General features: G+C 66.1%; 18 protein-coding genes. 11 read left to right on the top strand and 7 right to left on the bottom strand.

Annotation, left to right across the window (positions count from 1 at the left end; genetic code table 11):
- Positions 1 to 88: 88 nt before the first annotated feature.
- From NS355_RS14605 to NS355_RS18790, 3 genes are all read left to right on the top strand, one after another.
- Positions 89 to 1,276 carry a Gfo/Idh/MocA family protein gene (locus NS355_RS14605; RefSeq protein ID WP_058746372.1) on the top strand — a complete coding sequence of 396 codons (1,188 nt, stop codon included), beginning with the start codon at positions 89 to 91 and terminating at the stop codon, positions 1,274 to 1,276.
- A gap of 26 nt (positions 1,277 to 1,302) precedes the next feature.
- On the top strand, positions 1,303 to 1,755 hold the full coding sequence (locus NS355_RS14600) for a nuclear transport factor 2 family protein (protein ID WP_058746371.1): 453 nt from the start codon (positions 1,303 to 1,305) through the stop codon (positions 1,753 to 1,755).
- A 76-nt stretch (positions 1,756 to 1,831) separates the two neighbouring features.
- Complete coding sequence (locus tag NS355_RS18790; RefSeq protein ID WP_153008237.1) at positions 1,832 to 2,482, top strand: hypothetical protein; 651 nt, start codon at positions 1,832 to 1,834, stop codon at positions 2,480 to 2,482.
- Between the two features lie 28 nt (positions 2,483 to 2,510).
- Here the strand turns inward: NS355_RS18790 and NS355_RS14585 are convergent, their stop codons facing one another.
- The gene (locus NS355_RS14585) at positions 2,511 to 2,987 is read right to left on the bottom strand and encodes a DUF4126 family protein (protein WP_084787991.1); all 477 of its coding nucleotides are present in this window, start codon (positions 2,985 to 2,987) and stop codon (positions 2,511 to 2,513) included.
- A 101-nt stretch (positions 2,988 to 3,088) separates the two neighbouring features.
- Between NS355_RS14585 and NS355_RS14580 the strand changes: the two genes are divergently transcribed.
- From NS355_RS14580 to NS355_RS14570, 3 genes are all read left to right on the top strand, one after another.
- A complete protein-coding gene (locus tag NS355_RS14580) occupies positions 3,089 to 3,286 on the top strand; it encodes a hypothetical protein (protein ID WP_058746368.1) in 198 nt (65 codons plus the stop codon).
- A gap of 6 nt (positions 3,287 to 3,292) precedes the next feature.
- A complete protein-coding gene (locus NS355_RS14575) occupies positions 3,293 to 4,249 on the top strand; it encodes an aldo/keto reductase (protein WP_084787989.1) in 957 nt (318 codons plus the stop codon).
- Between the two features lie 69 nt (positions 4,250 to 4,318).
- On the top strand, positions 4,319 to 4,678 hold the full coding sequence (locus NS355_RS14570; RefSeq protein ID WP_167345468.1) for a response regulator: 360 nt from the start codon (positions 4,319 to 4,321) through the stop codon (positions 4,676 to 4,678).
- Between the two features lie 28 nt (positions 4,679 to 4,706).
- Here the strand turns inward: NS355_RS14570 and NS355_RS14565 are convergent, their stop codons facing one another.
- Both NS355_RS14565 and NS355_RS14560 read right to left on the bottom strand, forming a co-directional pair.
- Positions 4,707 to 6,755 (bottom strand): putative bifunctional diguanylate cyclase/phosphodiesterase, encoded by a 2,049-nt coding sequence (locus tag NS355_RS14565; RefSeq protein WP_058746366.1) that lies wholly within the window; start codon positions 6,753 to 6,755, stop codon positions 4,707 to 4,709.
- A gap of 69 nt (positions 6,756 to 6,824) precedes the next feature.
- Positions 6,825 to 8,219 carry a helix-turn-helix domain-containing protein gene (locus tag NS355_RS14560; RefSeq protein WP_058746365.1) on the bottom strand — a complete coding sequence of 465 codons (1,395 nt, stop codon included), beginning with the start codon at positions 8,217 to 8,219 and terminating at the stop codon, positions 6,825 to 6,827.
- A gap of 186 nt (positions 8,220 to 8,405) precedes the next feature.
- Between NS355_RS14560 and aceA the strand changes: the two genes are divergently transcribed.
- The 4 genes from aceA to NS355_RS14545 all read left to right on the top strand — a co-directional run bounded on the left by aceA (position 8,406) and on the right by NS355_RS14545 (position 11,640).
- Positions 8,406 to 9,683, top strand: a complete 1,278-nt coding sequence (gene aceA, locus NS355_RS14555; RefSeq protein ID WP_058746364.1) for an isocitrate lyase — start codon at positions 8,406 to 8,408, stop codon at positions 9,681 to 9,683.
- 23 nt (positions 9,684 to 9,706) lie between these two features.
- The gene (locus NS355_RS19090; RefSeq protein WP_167345467.1) at positions 9,707 to 9,865 is read left to right on the top strand and encodes a hypothetical protein; all 159 of its coding nucleotides are present in this window, start codon (positions 9,707 to 9,709) and stop codon (positions 9,863 to 9,865) included.
- Between the two features lie 162 nt (positions 9,866 to 10,027).
- Positions 10,028 to 10,999 (top strand): cation diffusion facilitator family transporter, encoded by a 972-nt coding sequence (locus tag NS355_RS14550; RefSeq protein ID WP_058746363.1) that lies wholly within the window; start codon positions 10,028 to 10,030, stop codon positions 10,997 to 10,999.
- Complete coding sequence (locus NS355_RS14545) at positions 10,996 to 11,640, top strand: hypothetical protein (RefSeq protein ID WP_058746362.1); 645 nt, start codon at positions 10,996 to 10,998, stop codon at positions 11,638 to 11,640. Before NS355_RS14550 ends, NS355_RS14545 begins: the two co-directional genes overlap by 4 nt.
- Here NS355_RS14545 and NS355_RS14540 read toward each other — a convergent pair.
- Together NS355_RS14540 and NS355_RS14535 are read right to left on the bottom strand one after the other, a co-directional pair.
- A complete protein-coding gene (locus NS355_RS14540) occupies positions 11,592 to 12,206 on the bottom strand; it encodes a DUF4893 domain-containing protein (protein ID WP_058746361.1) in 615 nt (204 codons plus the stop codon). The genes NS355_RS14545 and NS355_RS14540 overlap by 49 nt on opposite strands.
- Positions 12,203 to 12,988 (bottom strand): 3-hydroxybutyrate dehydrogenase, encoded by a 786-nt coding sequence (locus NS355_RS14535; protein ID WP_058746360.1) that lies wholly within the window; start codon positions 12,986 to 12,988, stop codon positions 12,203 to 12,205. The genes NS355_RS14540 and NS355_RS14535 overlap by 4 nt, the downstream gene beginning before the upstream one ends.
- 130 nt (positions 12,989 to 13,118) lie before the next feature.
- Here NS355_RS14535 and ypfJ point away from each other — a divergent pair, with 130 nt between their 5' ends.
- A complete protein-coding gene (gene ypfJ / locus NS355_RS14530) occupies positions 13,119 to 14,036 on the top strand; it encodes a KPN_02809 family neutral zinc metallopeptidase (protein ID WP_058746359.1) in 918 nt (305 codons plus the stop codon).
- A 324-nt stretch (positions 14,037 to 14,360) separates the two neighbouring features.
- Here the strand turns inward: ypfJ and NS355_RS14525 are convergent, their stop codons facing one another.
- Together NS355_RS14525 and NS355_RS14520 are read right to left on the bottom strand one after the other, a co-directional pair.
- Positions 14,361 to 15,350, bottom strand: coding sequence for an NADP-dependent oxidoreductase (locus NS355_RS14525; protein ID WP_058746384.1), 990 nt, complete (start codon positions 15,348 to 15,350; stop codon positions 14,361 to 14,363).
- A 97-nt stretch (positions 15,351 to 15,447) separates the two neighbouring features.
- Positions 15,448 to 16,761: a DUF2171 domain-containing protein gene (locus NS355_RS14520; RefSeq protein ID WP_058746358.1), complete on the bottom strand. Its 1,314-nt coding sequence runs from the start codon at positions 16,759 to 16,761 to the stop codon at positions 15,448 to 15,450.
- Between the last annotated feature and the right edge of the window lie 306 nt (positions 16,762 to 17,067).

Raw genomic sequence — 17,067 nt, 5'->3', positions numbered from 1 at the left:
GGTTCTTGCCGGAGTTTACCGTTAAACCGATGCCATGCAAGCACCGAATATCGCGTCATAAGCGATTGGGATGACAGGAGAGAGGGTGATGGCGGGACGAAAGTTGCGGCTGGCCATGGCGGGCGGCGGCGAGGGCGCGTTCATCGGCGGCGTGCACCGGATGGCGGCGGCGCTGGACGGTGACTGGGCGTTGGTCGCGGGCACCTTCAGCAGCGACGCCGAGCGCAATCGGCGGAGCGGTGAGGCGCTAGGCCTCGATCCCGCCCGCGTCCATGCCACGATCGACGCCCTGCTCGCCGACGAGCGCACGCGGCCCGAGGGGGAGCGGATCGACGCGGTGGCGATCGTCACCCCCAATCACCTCCACGCGCCGATGGCGATCGCTGCATTGAACGCTGGCTTTCCGGTGTTCAGCGAAAAGCCGATGGCGATGAACCTGACCGAGGCGCGCGCCATCGCCGACGCGGCGCGGGCATCGGGGCAGCTCTATGCGCTGGCTTTTACCTATAGCGGCTATCCCATGGTCGAGGAGGCGCGGGCCCGCGTCGCGCGCGGCGATTTCGGGCGCATCCGACTGGTCCATGTCGAATATGTGCAGGGCTGGCTCAGCACCGCACTCGACCGCGAGGGCAACAAGCAGGCCGAGTGGCGCACCGACCCGGCGCGCGCAGGGCTCGGCGGAGCGCTGGGCGATATCGGCACCCATGCCTTCCAACTGGCCGAGCATATCTCCGGCCTGACCGTCGAGGCGCTGTCGGCGGACGTGACGACCCATGTCGCGGGGCGGATGCTCGACGACGACGTCAACGTCCTGCTCCGCTTCGCCGAAGGCGCGCGCGGCACGCTGCGCGCGACGCAGGTGGCGGCGGGCGAGGAGAACGGCCTGCGCATCCGCATCCATGGCGAGAAAGGCGGCCTGGAATGGTCGCAGATGGAGCCCAACACGCTGATCCTGCGCTGGCTCGACCGCCCCGCCGAGATCGTCCGTGCCGGTGGCCCCGGCCTCAGCTCCACCACCCTGCCCCGCCTGCGCACCCCCTCGGGCCATCCGGAGGGCTATATCGAGGCGTTCGGGAACCTCTACCGCGCGGTGGCGGGGTCGTTGCGCGATGGCGATCCCGCTCAGGGCGAAGCCCCGGGCGAGGCGAACTGGTATCCGGGCCTGGAGTCGGGACTGCGCACCATGGCGTTCGTCGAGGCCGTATTGAAAAGCGCGCAGTCGCAGGAGAAGTGGACGACGTTTCCGATGGTGGACGCGGCAAGGCTTCGCGGATAGCCTGCCCCCATTGGGGGGAAAGAAATATGCGCTCTTGGTATATCGTCGCCGGTCTGATGCTGCTGGCGGGCACGGCGTCAGCGCAAGGGTCGAGCGATCCGGCGATCCTGAAGCTCGTCCAGTCTTTCAACGATGCGCGCAGCCGCTTCGATGCGAAGGCGCTCGATGGCCTGTTGGCGGCGGATTATATCGAGGTCTCTCCGCTGGGAGAGATCGACCGGCGGCCGGAGGTCCTCACCTTCTACGCGCCCGAAAAGGCGAGCCGGGTTCCGCCCATGACCTTTCAGACGCAGGACGTGCGCCGACATGGCGACAGTGCGATCGTCATCGGCTCGGTCGACTATACGCTGCCCAATCCCAATGGCGGCACGGTCACACGCAGCGTCCGCGTGACCTATGTCGAGCAGCGGGTCGGCCGGGAATGGAAGATGATGTCTGTCCAATATACCGGCATTCAGCCACCCCGGCCCGCCTCCTGATCCGCTTGACGGCCGAATGGCTCTCATCGACCGCCCTTTCGGCTCATGGGTTCGATGACGTCAGCTTGAGGAACACATGATCCTTTTGGCCCTGCTCCTGCAAACGGAAGCGGCCTTGTCCTTTGGCGATGCGCAAAGACTGCCCCCGGCTGTCGCTGGCGAGCGTCTGTTGAAAGACGTGAATCATGGACCCATCGAAGCGTTCGTCGCACAAGCCGGGGGAATGAACGCCCCCGGCGCCATAGACGCCGATCTCGTGGAGCGTCCGACGGCGACAGCCCGAGGCTGTACAAGGATCCGATGGACCGTGCGCTTCCGCGCCGACCCCGCTGACGCCCTGGACCATGCGATGTCCGACGACCGCTACAAAACGACGGAGATCGCGCGGGCAAAGCGGTCGCGCTGCTCGATGGCCGATTACGTCCACTTGAATCCGGGCGTCGACGCATCGCAGGGTTTTACCGCTCTCGAACAACTGGATCGCTTTCGTTCCGGCAAGGCGACGTTCGTGATCGAATGCGCAGACGAAACTCATTCGGGCCTATGCGACCGAGAAGTGACGATTCCAGCCGAATTGGCGCGCCTCGAGCCATGGAACATATCGGCCGATCCGAATGGCTTGCTGATATGGCTCGGGACACCCGGCCATATCGTCACCGAGGTGCGCTTTCATGAGCGGCACCCCGATCACGTCTGGATAAAGCGAAGCACCCCCGCGCCGTTCTAGGCGCGTGCGGCGATGTCGACCGGCGATCTTAGCCCCGCCGCCCCCGCACGACGCCGATGGCACCGGCCAGAACCGCAGCATCCTCGGCAAAGCCCGTCTTGGTCTGGCCGTAGCGCCCCAGCGCCGCCATCCGTCCGCGCCAGCCGGGATAGGAGGCGATCACCGCCGTCACGCCGCCGATCGCCGCGCCCAGCCAGCGATGTTTCGGACTGGCCAGCGCCGCGCCTGCGATCGCCGAGGTCGTGAAGCGCGCCGCCAGGCCGATGGGCACGACGCGATCCGGCGCGGTCTTCTGCTTGTCGCCCGCCATCTCGCCGATCGCCAGCGCCAGCGTGCCCGCCGCGACGATGGGATTGGCCAGCCAGCGAAGCACGCCCTTGCCGACCGGCAACTGCCCGCGCGCCGCCGCGATCGACACGGCGGCGAGCGGGGTCATGGCGCGCTGTCCGCCGACCAGACCCATTTTGAACGGCGCAAGCAGCATGGCATATTGGGAAGCGGGCATCGCATTGACCTCATTCTCGAAATCCAGGCCGCGACAACGCGCCCACCCCGCCGCCGGGTTCCCCCTTCCCCACGGCCCCATGCTTTTGGCATGATGGCGACATGATCCGCCTCCTGATGACCGCCGCGCTGCTGACGCTGGCCGCCTGTTCCTCCAGCGACCAGCCCAAGGGGTTGAGCGCGGCGGAGAACGACCAGTTGAACGACGCCGCCGCCCTGCTCGATGCCAATGCGGTCGATCTGAACGCGATGGCGCCTTCGGACGTTGGGGATGGAAATCCCATTCATAACGAAAGCTGATACGCCATGACCGACATGCCGCTTCGCCGCCTGGGCTCGACCGACCTGATGATCGCGCCGCTGGTGCTGGGCGGCAATGTCTTCGGCTGGACGGCAGACCGCGCGGCCAGCTTTGCGGTGCTAGACGCCTTTGTCGATCAGGGCGGCGTGATGATCGATACGGCGGATGTCTATTCCGCCTGGGTCGACGGGCATCAGGGCGGCGAATCCGAGGCGATGATCGGCGAATGGCTGAAGGCCAGCGGCAAACGGGATCAGGTGCTGATCGCGACCAAGGTCGGAATGTTGCCCGGCGAAGGCGGCGAGAAGCTGGCCCCCGCCCGTATCGCGGCGGCGGCGGAGGCATCGCTCCAGCGGCTCGGCACCGACCGGATCGACCTCTATTTCGCGCATCAGGACGACGAAGATCAGCCGCAGGAGGCGGTGATGGAGGCCTTCGCCAAGCTGGTGGAGGCGGGCAAGGTGCGGGTGATCGGCGCCTCCAACTTCCATGCCGCGCGGCTGAAATCCGCGAACGAGGCCGCCCGCGACGCCGGGCTGCCGCGCTATCACGTCCTGCAGCCCGAATATAATCTGGTCAGCCGCCACAAGTTCGAGGGCGAATTGCAGGATTACTGCGTGACGGAGAATGTCGGCGTCGTCCCCTATTACGGGCTCGCCGCCGGCTTCCTGACCGGCAAGTACCGCAGCGACGACGATCTGTCGCAAAGCGTGCGCGGCGCGAAGATGGGCGAGCTGCTGCATGGCAAGGGGGCCGTGGTGCTGGCCGCGCTGGATACGGTGGCGGAGGAGACAGGTGCGACCCCGGCGCAGGTCGCGCTCGCCTGGCTGATGGCGCAGCCCGGCGTCACCGCGCCGATCGCCAGCGCGACCAGCGTGAAGCAGCTGTCCGAGCTGACGCCCGCCATGCGACTGTCCCTGTCGGAGGCGCAGCTGGCCCGGCTCACGGACAGTGGCGCCTGACACTCGGATGACCGCAAAATTACACCAAATTCGGAACGGATGCGGCGGTGCAGAATTGACGCACGTTATATGACGCCTCCGACCATTTTGATCGTGGACGACCAGCCGCTTCTTCTGATGCATGTGCAGTTCGCATTCGAAGATGCGGGCTATGTGGTGATCCAGGCGGACAGCGCGGACGAGGCGCTGGTCGCGCTGGATCGGCATCCCGAAATCTGCGCGATGTTCACCGATGTCGCGATGCCCGGTTCGATCGATGGCGCCGCACTTGCCGCTATGGCACGCAAGTCGCATCCGCATGTGTCGATCATCGTCACGTCGGGTGAGCAGTGCCATGTAGCAGCCGATCTGCCCGCCGGGGTCCAATTCGTACCCAAGCCCTATATAGGCCACGACATCATTCGCATGATCGGAGAATGCGTGGGCTGACGGCTGGCAAGGCCACCTTGGCCCCGAATCATGCCGCCGCAGCCAGGCAGGCCATCGGGCGGCCGATCAGATAGCCCTGCACCTGATCGCATCCCAGATCGCACAGCGTCCGATATTGCGCTTCGGTCTCCAGCCCCTCCGCCACGATGGGTATGTTCAGGCTGCGCCCCAACCCGATCGAGGCGCGAACGATCGAGAGGGCCGGGCCGTCCTGGTCCATCGCCTGAATGAAGCTGCGGTCGATCTTGATCTTATCGAAGGGAAATTGCTGGAGGCTGCTGAGCGAGGCGTAACCGGTGCCGAAATCGTCCATCACGATTCCCACGCCTGCGGCGCGCAGTGTCGCCAGATTGGCGGTGGTGGCTTCGCGATTGTCGATCAGCACGCCTTCGGTTACCTCCACCTCGATCCGGCAGGGGTCGATGCCTTGGGACGCGGTGGCGGCCAGCATCCGCCGGGCGAGGTTCGGCTCGCGGAGTTGCACCGGCGACAGGTTGATCGCCAGCATCCATTCGGCGGGCCAGGCGCGTGCCGTGGCCAGGGCGTCGACAAACAGACGTTGCCCGATCTCGCCGATCAGACCGCTTTCCTCGGCCAGACCGATGAACACATCCGGACTGACCGGCCCCAGCACCGGATGATCCCAGCGCGCCAGCGCTTCCTGCCCGATGATCCGGCGCGACGCGCAATCGGCGATCGGCTGATAGACCAGATGGAGTTCGCCGCGCGTGACGGCCTCGTGCAGTTCATGCGCCAGCCAGTGGCGCTGCCGCCGCTCCTCGTCCATCGCCATGTCGTAACGGCGGGCGCAGTGGCGGCCATCGGCCTTGGCGCGATAGAGCGCGATGTCGGCACAGGCCTGAAGCTCGTCGGCCTCCAGCCCGTGGCGGGGTGACAGCGCGACACCGATGCTCATCCGCACCGCCGGGCTCGCGGAATCCTCGGCAATGACGGCATAGATGCGGCGGACCAGCGCCTCGGCATTCTCCTCTTCGGCGGACAGATGATGGATGATCGCGAACTCGTCGCCACCGATGCGCGCCACTGTGTCGCCGCGCCCCACCGACGCCGCCAGCAAGTCGCTGGCGCGCTTGAGCAGGATGTCGCCGGCCGCGTGGCCGAGCGTGTCGTTGACTCCCTTGAACCCATCGAGATCGATCGCCAGCAACGCAATCCTGCTCCCCGCCCGCAGCGCGGCATCCAGCCGGTCGGCGAAAACGACGCGGTTGGCCAGCCCGGTCAGCGGATCGTGATGCGCCAGATATTCGACCTGCCGCTGGATACGCTCGCGCTCCTCGGCGGCGCGGGCCAGCATGTCCATGCCCCGCGCCAGCTCGCCCAGCTCGTCGCGGCGATGCAGCCATAACGGCTTCAGCGGCTTGCCGGTGCTCATCGCGCGCATCCCCGCGACGATATCCAGCAGCGGCCGCATGATACGGATACGAAGCCAGAGGATCAGCCCGCTGACCAGGATCACGAGGAGGAGTCCGGCCAGCATCATCTGGGTCAGGACCCGCAGCGCGAGTTCCTCCACCTCGCCGGTTTGCCAGGTGAGGCGGCGGCTGAGCCGTTCGTGCACCATCTCGCGATGATGCTCCATATCGTGCAGCCGGGTGATGAACAGCGGCATGGTCCGCTTCATCCGGGCCGTATCGACCATAGCCTCGTCGATCACGCGCCGGGCGGTGTCGAGGAAGCGCCGTTCCGACAACGCCGCCGCAATCCGGGCCGATCGGATGGGACCGGGCATCCGGTCGTTGCGATCCGCCGGCTCCGCCAGCCAGCCCCGCGCTGCGGCATCCAGCCCTTGCCAGCGCTCCGCAGATACGCGTTGTCCCCGTTCCACCCGGCGCGTCAGGTCGCCGACTTGAATGCGAAAGTCGCGAAGTCGCGCATCGCGTTTGTCATGCCGGTCCAGCAGGGAGGCGATCTCATGAGTCGACCGGACCATCCCAAGCAACTGGTTGTTCAGCAGAAGTCCGCATCCACCCAGCGCCAGACTGACGCCCAGCACGACCGTCAACATCGTCGCGAACCGGAATTCCAGAGATTGAATGCGACGACGAAGCCAGATCATGGTCTGCTGGCTATACCGTTTCCTCTTAAAATAGGTGAAGCAATCACGCCGGACCTGCCCAATTCTGGTTCAATCCTGCGCGAAGACCAGCGTATTGAGCGGCCGATCCCGTTCGTTGATTGCCAAGACCCGGCCGTTCATCGGCAAGGATCGTTGCGGACAGGCGGGACGTGAACATTGGCGGCACCCCGGTCCGATCGGAGTCGCCGCCTCGGCCAGCGGGTGGCCCCGTGCCGCCACGACCTGCCCCGCCAGCCCGGCCTCCACGCCCAGGACGATGGCGAACCGCGCCCACACCCCGGAGGCGTCGCGTCCTGCCCGTTCCTGCGCGCGGATGATCGTCGCGAACCGGCTTCCGTCCGGCATCTCGACCAGTTGGAATACGGCCTCCCCCATCCGGTCGAACGCGGCGAAGACCTGCCAGAGCGGGCATCGCCCCTCCCCCTCGACCAGCGCCGGATTGGCCGCCCCGGCATAGCGCTTCGACACCTGCCCCGCCCGGTCGATCCGCATCAGGAAAAAGGGCAGTCCGCGCGCACCGACCCGCCCCAGCGTCGTCAGCCGGTGCGCCAGTTGCTCGTGCGAAACGCCGAAGCGCCGCGCCAGGATCTCCAGATCATAGCCGGTCGCCTCGCACGCCCGCAGGAAACGGGCATAGGGCATGATCAGCGCGGCGGCGAAATAGCGGTGCAGATATCGCCGGAACAGCCGCTCGGCGAGCCGGTCGCCAAAGGCCGCGCCGCGCGTCAGTGCCTCGATCTCGGCGCGCGCTTCCAGCTGGGCGAGTTGCGTCGCCAGGGCAAAGACCCGCGCCGGGCCGTCCAGCATCTCGGAAAGCTGCAATTGGCGCGCATGGAGGTCCAGTCGGGTCAACAACTCGGGCAATATGTCGATCGGCAGGATGCGGATGGTCAGCGCGTGGCGGACGCGCAGCCGCTCGGCCAGTGTGGCGTAGAGATCGCCTGCCCCCATGCGCAGCTCGTCAGCCAGCCCCTCGGCGGTGGCGTCCAGATCGGGAAAATGGTTGCGCCACCGTTCGATCTCGCGCCGGACGAGCACGGTCGGATCGGGGGCGACCGGCGCCTCCTGTCCGCCTGCACCGGCCCCGGCGAGCCGGTCGAAGGCGCGCGCGAACGCCTCCGCCCCGCCCGGCGCGGCTGCCAGCCATTCCTCCAATTCGGCGCGGTCGATCTCCAGATCGGCGAACAGGGGATCGGCCAGCCGCCGCCGCATCGCCGCCGCGCCACCGCCCGGCGCGTCGCTGGTCAGCGCGCGCGGGTCGAAGTCGAACGTTTCCACCAGCCGGACCAGCAGCGCGGCCGAGACCGGCCGCTGATTGCGTTCGATCAGGTTCAGATAGCTGGGCGAGATATCCAGCATCTCCGCCATCGCCGCCTGCGACAGGCCGTTCTGCCGCCGCAGCCGCCGCACGGCATGGCCCGCAATGACCTTGGCTCCGCTCATCGCCGCTCTCCTCGCACAACAGGCTGCGCCGCGTCCGAAGGACTGTCAATTCTTTACAAGTCGACATTGCATGGTGGCAGGATCGGCGACGGCGCGACGCGGTCGGAAGCATGCCGCGCCTTCTGGATCGATCATCCTTCCGGCAATTTGCCCGTCAGGAACGGTCAAACTGTAAAGGACGATGCGATGCCGAGTTTCCAGGATCTGATCCCCGCCCCCGCCGGGCGGTTCGACGGTATCGCCCGTCCCTACGGTCCCGCCGATGTCGCGCGTCTCCGCGGATCGATCACGGTCGAGCATACGCTGGCCCGGCGTGGCGCGCTGAAGCTGTGGGAGTTGCTCCATTCGGAGGATTATGTCCCGGCGCTGGGCGCCCTGTCGGGCAATCAGGCGATGCAGATGGTGCGCGCCGGACTGAAGGCCATCTACCTCTCGGGCTGGCAGGTCGCGGCGGACGCCAACACGGCGGGACAAATGTATCCCGACCAGTCGCTCTACCCCGCCAATGCCGGGCCGGAGCTGGCGCGGAAGATCAACGCCACGCTGGCCCGCGCCGACCAGATCGAACATGCCGAGGGCGGCGCGACGCGCGACTGGTTCGCGCCCATCGTCGCCGATGCCGAGGCCGGGTTCGGCGGGCCGCTCAACTGTCATGAGATCATGAAGGCCTATATCGCGGCAGGCGCGGCGGGCGTGCATTTCGAGGACCAGCTGGCCTCGGAGAAGAAGTGCGGCCATCTGGGCGGCAAGGTGTTGATCCCGATGGCAGCGCATATCCGCAACCTGGATGCGGCGCGACTGGCGGCGGACGTGGCGGGCGTACCAACGGTCATCTGCGCACGCACCGATGCCGAGAGCGCCCGGCTCATCACGTCGGATGTGGACGAGCGCGACCATGACTTCCTGACCGGCGAGCGGACGGCGGAGGGTTTCTTCCGCCTGAAGCCGGGCACCGGGGTCGACCATTGCATCCGACGCGGCCTGGCCTTTGCGCCCCATGCCGATCTGTTGTGGTGGGAGACGTCCAAGCCCAATCTGGCGGACGCGCGCCGCTTCGCCGAGGCGATCCGGCGCGAGCATCCGAACAAGCTGCTGGCCTATAACTGCTCACCCAGCTTCAATTGGGAGGCCAATCTGGACCGTGACGACATCGCCCATTTCCAGCGCGAGATCGGGGCGATGGGGTACAAGTTCCAGTTCGTCACGCTCGCCGGGTTCCACCAGCTCAACTATGGCATGTTCGAGCTGGCACGCGGATATCGGGATCGCGGCATGGCCGCCTATTCCGAGCTGCAACAGGCCGAGTTCGCCGCCGAGGCCCATGGCTACACCGCGACCCGCCACCAGCGCGAGGTGGGAACCGGCTATTTCGACCTGATCGCGCAGACCGTGGCAGGCGGCGACAGCTCCACCACCGCGCTCGCCGAATCCACCGAGGCCGCCCAGTTCGTCCAGGCCGCCTGACCCATAACGAAGGAGAAAATGCCATGCCGACCGAACCGCAACGCAGCCGCGCCGTCTTCTCCACCGAAGACTTCGCGCTGATGAAGGAAGCCATCGCCGAACACGTCAAGCGCGTCGCCGACGACCCCCGCTCGATCAAGTTCGCGCATCTATACCACCGGCTCGGGCGCATCGCGTCCTGAGGCAATCCCGTGGCCTTCGACTTCGCTCAGGCTGAACGGAAGTTGGGGAAAGTCCCCCCAACCTGTTCGCATTGAGCGTCGTCGAAGTGCACGCCCATCCCTCTGCCAAACAGCTTCGTTGACCCCACGGAACAACCGCCCCCATCGCACGCTGTACCGGCCATGCCCGACACCGGCCTGACCGCACGCATTCGCGAGAATATCGTCCTCTATGGCGCGCTGGCGGCCAATCTCGGCATCGGCGTCGCCAAATTCGTGGCGGCCGGGATCACCGGTTCCTCCTCGATGCTGACCGAGGGCGTGCATTCGGTGGTCGACAGCGGCAACCAGATCCTGCTGCTCTACGGCCAGAAGCGCGCCAAGCGCGGGCCGGATGCGATCCACCCGTTCGGCTATGGGCGAGAGCTGTATTTCTGGGCGTTCGTCGTCGCGATCCTGATCTTTGCGCTCGGCTCCGGCATCTCGATCTATGAGGGCTGGCTGCACATCAAGTCCCCCGAGCCGCTGCGCGATCCGACCGTCAACTATATCGTCCTCGCCATCGCCTTCGCCCTGGAGGGGGCAAGCTGGACCATCGCCGTGCGCGAATTTTCGCGCACCAAGGGCAATAGCGGCTGGTGGCGCGCCATCCATGATTCCAAGGACCCGCCGGGCTTCATCGTCCTGTTCGAGGATTCGGCGGCGCTGGCAGGCCTGGTCATCGCAGCGCTCGGCGTATGGCTGTCGCACGAGACGGGTGATGCCCGGATCGACGGCATCGCCTCGATTCTCATCGGGCTGGTACTGGGGCTGGTCGCGATCCTGCTCGCTCGGGAATCCAAGGGGCTGCTGATCGGCGAACGCGCCGACCCGGAAGTGGTCGAGACGATCCGCGGCATCGTCGCCGCGCGTTCTTGGATCACCCGCGTCAACCATGTCCGCACGATCCACACCGCGCCCGACAGCATCTTCGCCGCGATCAGCGCCGATTTCGTCGACAGCCTGCCCATGGGTGCGGCGGAGACGATGATCGAGGTATTGGAGGACGATCTGCGACGCGCCGTGCCCAGCTTGTCGTCCATCTATATCCGGCCTGAAAAGCACGAAAATGCGGCTGCGGCGATCCCGCAACATGGGTTAGGAGGACAGGCATGAGGATGGTCCTGCGACTCGCAATGGCTCTGGCCCTGACGTTCGGCTGCGCGCTGCCCGCGCAGGCGGCGGTCACGATCACCTTCTGGAGCCATGAGCTGGGCAACAGCTTTCCCCATGCCTTTTTCTCGTTGCGCGGCACGGTGGATGCGACGGGCCAACCGGTCGACGCCAATTACGGCTTTACCGCCCGCTCGGTGTCGCCCGCCATTCTGATGGGCACGGTCAGGGGGCGGCTGGACATCTCCAAGCCCTTCTACATCTCCACCAGCGACGCGCAGTTTTCCTATGTCATGACCGATGCGCAATATGGTGACATATTGGCGCTGGTCGCGGCCTGGGACGAGAAGACTGGCGACTCGCATTACAATCTGAACGACCGCAACTGCGTGCATTTCGTGCAGGAGGCCGCGCGGCGGCTGGGTCTGGTCGGCCTCGACCATCCCGAACTGATGAAGAAGCCGCGTTCCTATCTGAAGGCGGTGGCGCAGGCCAATGCCGGGCGGGTCACGCTGATCGGCCAGCATGGCAAGGACTATATCGCGTCGCTGCCGCCCCTGCCCGCCGCGCCGGCCACGCCGACTCCCGCCCCGGTTCAGGGGGCGGTCGGCTCCAGTTCGAGTATGTCGACGACCGATTCATAAGCCGGATAGGGAAAGGCGATCCGCCAATGGGTCGCATCCACCCGTTCCAGTACGCCTGCCATGTCGCGCGCCCGGTCGCGGCCATAGGCATAGGACCGTTCCTCATCGCCGAGGATCATCGTGCCCAGGAAGATGCTGCGCGCATCGGTGTCGGGATAGAGACGCCCGGTCAGCCGCTGTGACCCGTCGGTCTTGGTCAGTTGCTGCCCATTCCCCGCCACCCGGCAGCGGAAATAGGGATAGGCGACATAGGTCAGCGTCGCGCGCCCCTGCGACCCCATCTTGATCGTGCGACAGCGATAATCGCCATCGGGCAGCTTGGGGTCGGCGATCGAATAGTCGGGATCGGCCAGTTGCCCCAGCGCGGCAATCTCGGCCGTCGCCCCGCCCGCCCGCGCCTGCGCCAACCCCTTGACCCAGGCGCTGCGCCAGCCGCGCAGGCGGATACGGTCATCCTCGGTCGCCGCCAGTCGCCAGTCATTGGCCTGCTCGACCCGCTGCGCCTGCACGGCCACCACGCCGCCCGCCGACAGCATCGTGCCGAGCAGGACCAGGGGGCCCCTCATTGCGCGGTCCAGCCGCCATCGACCGACAGGTTGGCGCCGGTGATCGACTTCGCCTCGTCCCGGCAGAGGAACAACGCGAGCGCCGCGACCTGTTCGATGGTGACGAATTCCTTGGTCGGCTGCGCCTTCAGCAGCACGTCGTCGATCACCTGCTCGCGAGTCAGGCCCCGCGCCTTCATCGTGTCGGGTATCTGGTTCTCGACCAACGGCGTCCAGACATAGCCGGGCGAGATGCAGTTGGCGGTGATACCGTCCGTCGCCACCTCCAGCGCTACGGTCTTGGTGATGCCGACCACGCCATGCTTGGCCGCGACATAGGCCGACTTGTTGGGGCTGGCGACCAAGCTGTGCGCCGAGGCGGTGGTGATGATCCGCCCCCAGCCCTTTTGCCGCATATGCGGGATCGCGGCGCGCATCATGTGCCAGGCCGAGGACAGGTTGATCGCGATGATCGCATCCCATTTCTCGACTGGGAATTCGGCGATCGGGGCGACATGCTGGATACCGGCATTGTTGATGACGATGTCGACCGATCCGGTTTCCTTCGCGGCCCGCTCGATCATCGCCTCGATCTGGTCGGGCCGGGTCATGTCGGCGGGGTCATACAGCGCCGCCGCACCGCTCGCCTGTTCCAGCGCGGCGCGGTTCGCCTCGATCGCGTCGGCCTCGCCGAAGCCGTTCAGCACGACCGCCGCGCCCTCCGCCGCCAGCGCCTTGGCATAGGCGAGGCCGATGCCCGAGGTCGAACCCGAGATCACCGCCGTCTTGCCCTTCAGGAACATGCCATTCTCCCGTGCTATGCACCGCACCATGCGATCAGATATCGACCCGTGCAACCGCCGGAAGGCTTTGCGGGTTCAACCATCCGGCGAAGACCCGCATAGGCGGGCAGTATGACAAAGGGGTGAGACGATGCGGCTCGACGATTATGACAATAATATCGATGTCGGCGAGGCGCAGAGCGGCGGCGGCTTTGGCGGTGGCGGCGGCGGCGGACTGCTGTTCGGCCTGTTGCCGCTGATCGGCAGCCGCTTCGGCTGCGGCGGCATCGTCGTCGTGCTCATCATTCTGGCGGTGGTCGGCATGAACCCGCTCGGGCTGCTGACCGGCGGAGGCGGCGGCGGCAACGCCCCCGTTACCCGGTCGGCGGACTCATCCTCGGGCCAGAGCGTCCGCCAAATTTGCGAGGCCTCGCCCGAACGCCGCGACACCTGCCGCGCGTTCAGCAATGCCGACAACACCTGGGAGAAGATCTTCGCGGAATCGGGACAGCGTTTCCAGGCGCCCGGCCTGCGCTTCTTCAAGCCGGATGCGAACAGCGCCCGGTCAGGCTGCGGCGTCGCACAATCGGCCATCGGCCCCTTCTATTGCCCGACCGATCGCAAGATTTACCTCGACACCAGTTTCTTCAACGAGCTCGCCAACCGCTTCGGTGCGAAGGGTGACTTTGCCCGCTATTATGTCGTCGCGCATGAGTTCGGCCATCACATCCAGACGCTGCTCGGCACGTCCGACAAGGTGCGCCAGGCACAGCAGGCGGCGGGCGAAGCGGAGGGCAATGCCCTGTCGGTCCGGCTGGAATTGCAGGCGGACTGTTATGCGGGCGTCTGGGCGGCCAAGAACCGCGACCGGCTGGAGCCCGGCGATGTCGAGGAAGGCATGACCGCCGCCCGTGCCATCGGCGACGACACGCTCCAGCGCGAAGCGACCGGCCGCGTCGTACCGGACAGCTTCACGCATGGCACCTCCGAACAGCGGATGCGCTGGCTGCGCCGCGGTATCGAGACGGGCGATCCCGCCCAGTGCGATACCTTCTCGGGCGCGATCTGAGCGCGGCTAGCGGTGAACGACTCCCCCTCCCGCAAGCGGGAGGGGGTCGGGGGGAGGGCAATGAGTCTCACAGAGACCATCGCCTGTGGCTTTACCCTCCCCCAACCCCTCCCGCCTTCGGGAGGGGAGCAGGTGGGAACTCAGGAAATAGCCAAGCCCCCGCCATCGACCAGTATCAGTATTGGACCGCCATTTACGCTCCCCCTCCCGCAAGCGGGAGGGGGTCGGGGGGAGGGCAATGAGTCTCTCAGAGACCATCGCCTGTGGCTTTACCCTCCTCCAACCCCTCCCACCTGCGGGAGGGGAGTAGAAGAGGGGAGTTGCTTACAGCTTGACCAGCATCTTGCCCTTGTTGCCGCCGGTGAACAGCGCCAGGAACGCTTCCGGGGTCCGGTCCAGGCCCTCGAACACCGTCTCCTCGCGCTTGAGCTGGCCGTCCTTCAGCATCCCGGCCATGTCACGGTAGAAGTCCTGCTGGCCCTTGAAGTCGGACACGATGAAGCCCTGAATCCGCACGCGATTGCCGATCAGCCGCGCGAGATATTTCAGGCTCGTCGGCTTGGCGTCGTTATAGACGTCGATCATGCCGCAGATCGCGAAGCGCGCACCCGGCTTGGCATGGGCCAGCGCCGCATCGAGGTGATCGCCGCCGACATTGTCGAAGTAGACGTCGATGCCATCGGGCGCCGCTTCGCCGAGCGCCTCGACGACCGACTGGCCACCCTTATAATCGATCACCGCATCCGCGCCGAGCGAGCGCACCCAGTCGCATTTCTCCGCGCCACCGGCCGATCCGATGACGGTCATGCCCTTGGCCTTGGCGATCTGGACCACCGTCGAGCCGACCGCCCCGGCTGCTGCCGAGACGAACACCGTATCGCCAGGCTTGGCCTCGGCCACCTGGAGCAGGCCGTAATAGGCGGTCATGCCCGGCATGCCGAACTGGCCCAGATAGGCTTGGGGATCGACGCCCAGATCGGGAAGCGGCTGGACATGCGCGGCCGGAAGGACGGCCTCGTCGCGCCAGCCCGCCATGTGGCTGACCAGCGTGCCGACCGCGATGCCGTCCGCGCGGCTTTCGACCACCTCGCCGATCGCGCCGCCCTGCATCGGCTCGCCGAGTTGGAAGGGCGGGACATAGCTCTTCGTGTCGTTCATCCGGCCGCGCATATAGGGGTCGACCGACAGCCAGCGATTGGCGATCCGCACCTCGCCCTCGTTCAGGGCCGGCAGATCACGCTCGACCAGCGCGAAATCGTCCGTCACGGGGGTGCCCTTGGGGCGGGCCGCCAGCGTCCAAGCCTTCATCATCATATCCTTTTCATCGATCGTTGCGGACATGGGAAAGGGCCCGGGTGTTGTCCACCCGAGCCCTTCAAGAAAAGTCACTCAGTCGTGACGTTTTTCTTTATCAGTAACCCCGGCTGGTGTCCGAGGTGCTGCCCGACGTGGTGCCGATGCCGGTGGTCGTGCCGGTGCCGGTGCTGGTCCCCGTGCCGGTCGTGGTGCCGGTGGTCGAGGTCGTCCCCGTCGTGCTGCTGGTGTTCTGTGCCGAGCTGGTCGTACCGGTCGCACTCTGGCCGTAACCGCTCGATTGGCCGCCCATGCCGGTCTGACCATAGCGATTGGCCTGACCGTAGCGGTCGTTCTCGTTGGTGCGATCGCCGAACATGGCGCGCGCATTCTCTTCATCCCGCCATTGGGCCTTGGCCTCTTCGGCGGTCTTGGTCAGGGTGACCTTGTCCTCGACGGACTTCAGCCAGCGCGACGGGATCGAGTGGTGCTGGCCGCCCGCATCCTTGTCGTTCTTGGTCAGCAGGATGCGGTCGCCGCGCACCTTGTCAACGGTGCCGACATGGCTGCCGTCCGATCCGACGACTTCCTGATGCTCCTTCACCTTGGGTAGAAGGCCGCGCTGGCCTTCGCGCTCGGTGCGCCAGCTCGAGAATTCGTTCTGGAACTTGGTGCGGTTCTCGCTGCGATATTCGTCATAGTCGCGGTCCAGTGCCGCGATCTGGCCCGAGCGCCAGTGATTATAGTCATGGTCTTGCTGGGCGTAGTAACGCTCGTCGAAGCGCGCATCGGCTTCACGGCGGCGCTCGGCATCCTCGTCACCGAACCACGAGCGGACCTCGTCCCCGGCACGCGCGAAGAAGCCGCGATCCTCATAGTCATAACCCTGGGGCTGGCGGCCATAGTCGCGGCCCGACTGCTGCTGGCGGCCATAGTCGAAACGGTTATGGTCCGAGCGCCCATAGTCGCTGCGGCCCTGACGGTCGTCGCGACCGTAACGGTCACCGGTATAGCCATAGCCGCGCGACGAATCGCCGTAGCTCGACGTGCCGCGATAGCCTTCACGACCGGAATCGCGATCATAGCGATTCTCGCCGCCACGATAGGCACCGTAGTTGCCCGAGCGGCCTTCGCCGTAACGGCCTTCGTTCTGGCGGCCGCCAAAGTCCTGACGCCCGAAATCCTGGCGGGACGCACCATAGCCGTCGCGGTCATAGCCCTGACGGCCATAGCCCTGGTTGCCATAATCCCGCGCGCCATAGCCGCGACGGCTGTCGTTCCGGCTATCGTTGCGGTCGTCGTCATACGCGCCTGCCGCTTCATAGTCGCGCGCGCTGGAATAGGTGTAGTCGCGCCCCGAGCCGTAGTCCCGGCCATAGTCGAAGTCGCGGTCGCCACGATTGGCGTCGCGGGAATAGCGGTCGTAAGCCATCCTAAACCCTCCTGAAATTCGATCCTGCGGGGGCCGACGCCGCTCGTCTGGCGGGCCGTGCCTTCCGGGTGTTTCAATGAGGCACATCAAGACATGTTCCGTTGGCGACGCGCCAGCCGCGACGGATGGAGTGATGCGAAAGGCCGAAAGCAGGCCAAAATTTTTGGGTCTGGCCATCAAAGCGGTGTTGCGTCGCCCCGAATCACGGGTTAATGGCGTCGCTCCCGACCATGGTCGGGTTACGGGGCGGGGCTGTAGCTCAGATGGGAGAGCGCTGCAATCGCACTGCAGAGGTCAGGGGTTCGA

Source organism: Sphingomonas yabuuchiae (genome assembly GCF_001477495.1).
GTDB classification, from domain to species: Bacteria; Pseudomonadota; Alphaproteobacteria; order Sphingomonadales; family Sphingomonadaceae; genus Sphingomonas; species Sphingomonas yabuuchiae_A.
The sequence above is the reverse complement of the archived record's forward strand: the minus strand, read 5'-3'. Positions and strand labels throughout refer to the sequence as shown.

What these genes read in the sequence shown, in the direction of transcription:
- NS355_RS14605 (WP_058746372.1), top strand. Translation starts at nt 89, where the DNA reads ATGGCGGGACGAAAGTTGCGGCTGGCCATGGCGGGCGGCGGCGAGGGC.
- NS355_RS14600 (WP_058746371.1), top strand. Translation starts at nt 1,303, where the DNA reads ATGCGCTCTTGGTATATCGTCGCCGGTCTGATGCTGCTGGCGGGCACG.
- NS355_RS18790 (WP_153008237.1), top strand. Translation starts at nt 1,832, where the DNA reads ATGATCCTTTTGGCCCTGCTCCTGCAAACGGAAGCGGCCTTGTCCTTT.
- NS355_RS14585 (WP_084787991.1), bottom strand. Translation starts at nt 2,987, where the DNA reads ATGCCCGCTTCCCAATATGCCATGCTGCTTGCGCCGTTCAAAATGGGT.
- NS355_RS14580 (WP_058746368.1), top strand. Translation starts at nt 3,089, where the DNA reads ATGATCCGCCTCCTGATGACCGCCGCGCTGCTGACGCTGGCCGCCTGT.
- NS355_RS14575 (WP_084787989.1), top strand. Translation starts at nt 3,293, where the DNA reads ATGACCGACATGCCGCTTCGCCGCCTGGGCTCGACCGACCTGATGATC.
- NS355_RS14570 (WP_167345468.1), top strand. Translation starts at nt 4,319, where the DNA reads ATGACGCCTCCGACCATTTTGATCGTGGACGACCAGCCGCTTCTTCTG.
- NS355_RS14565 (WP_058746366.1), bottom strand. Translation starts at nt 6,755, where the DNA reads ATGATCTGGCTTCGTCGTCGCATTCAATCTCTGGAATTCCGGTTCGCG.
- NS355_RS14560 (WP_058746365.1), bottom strand. Translation starts at nt 8,219, where the DNA reads ATGAGCGGAGCCAAGGTCATTGCGGGCCATGCCGTGCGGCGGCTGCGG.
- aceA (WP_058746364.1), top strand. Translation starts at nt 8,406, where the DNA reads ATGCCGAGTTTCCAGGATCTGATCCCCGCCCCCGCCGGGCGGTTCGAC.
- NS355_RS19090 (WP_167345467.1), top strand. Translation starts at nt 9,707, where the DNA reads ATGCCGACCGAACCGCAACGCAGCCGCGCCGTCTTCTCCACCGAAGAC.
- NS355_RS14550 (WP_058746363.1), top strand. Translation starts at nt 10,028, where the DNA reads ATGCCCGACACCGGCCTGACCGCACGCATTCGCGAGAATATCGTCCTC.
- NS355_RS14545 (WP_058746362.1), top strand. Translation starts at nt 10,996, where the DNA reads ATGAGGATGGTCCTGCGACTCGCAATGGCTCTGGCCCTGACGTTCGGC.
- NS355_RS14540 (WP_058746361.1), bottom strand. Translation starts at nt 12,206, where the DNA reads ATGAGGGGCCCCCTGGTCCTGCTCGGCACGATGCTGTCGGCGGGCGGC.
- NS355_RS14535 (WP_058746360.1), bottom strand. Translation starts at nt 12,988, where the DNA reads ATGTTCCTGAAGGGCAAGACGGCGGTGATCTCGGGTTCGACCTCGGGC.
- ypfJ (WP_058746359.1), top strand. Translation starts at nt 13,119, where the DNA reads ATGCGGCTCGACGATTATGACAATAATATCGATGTCGGCGAGGCGCAG.
- NS355_RS14525 (WP_058746384.1), bottom strand. Translation starts at nt 15,350, where the DNA reads ATGATGATGAAGGCTTGGACGCTGGCGGCCCGCCCCAAGGGCACCCCC.
- NS355_RS14520 (WP_058746358.1), bottom strand. Translation starts at nt 16,761, where the DNA reads ATGGCTTACGACCGCTATTCCCGCGACGCCAATCGTGGCGACCGCGAC.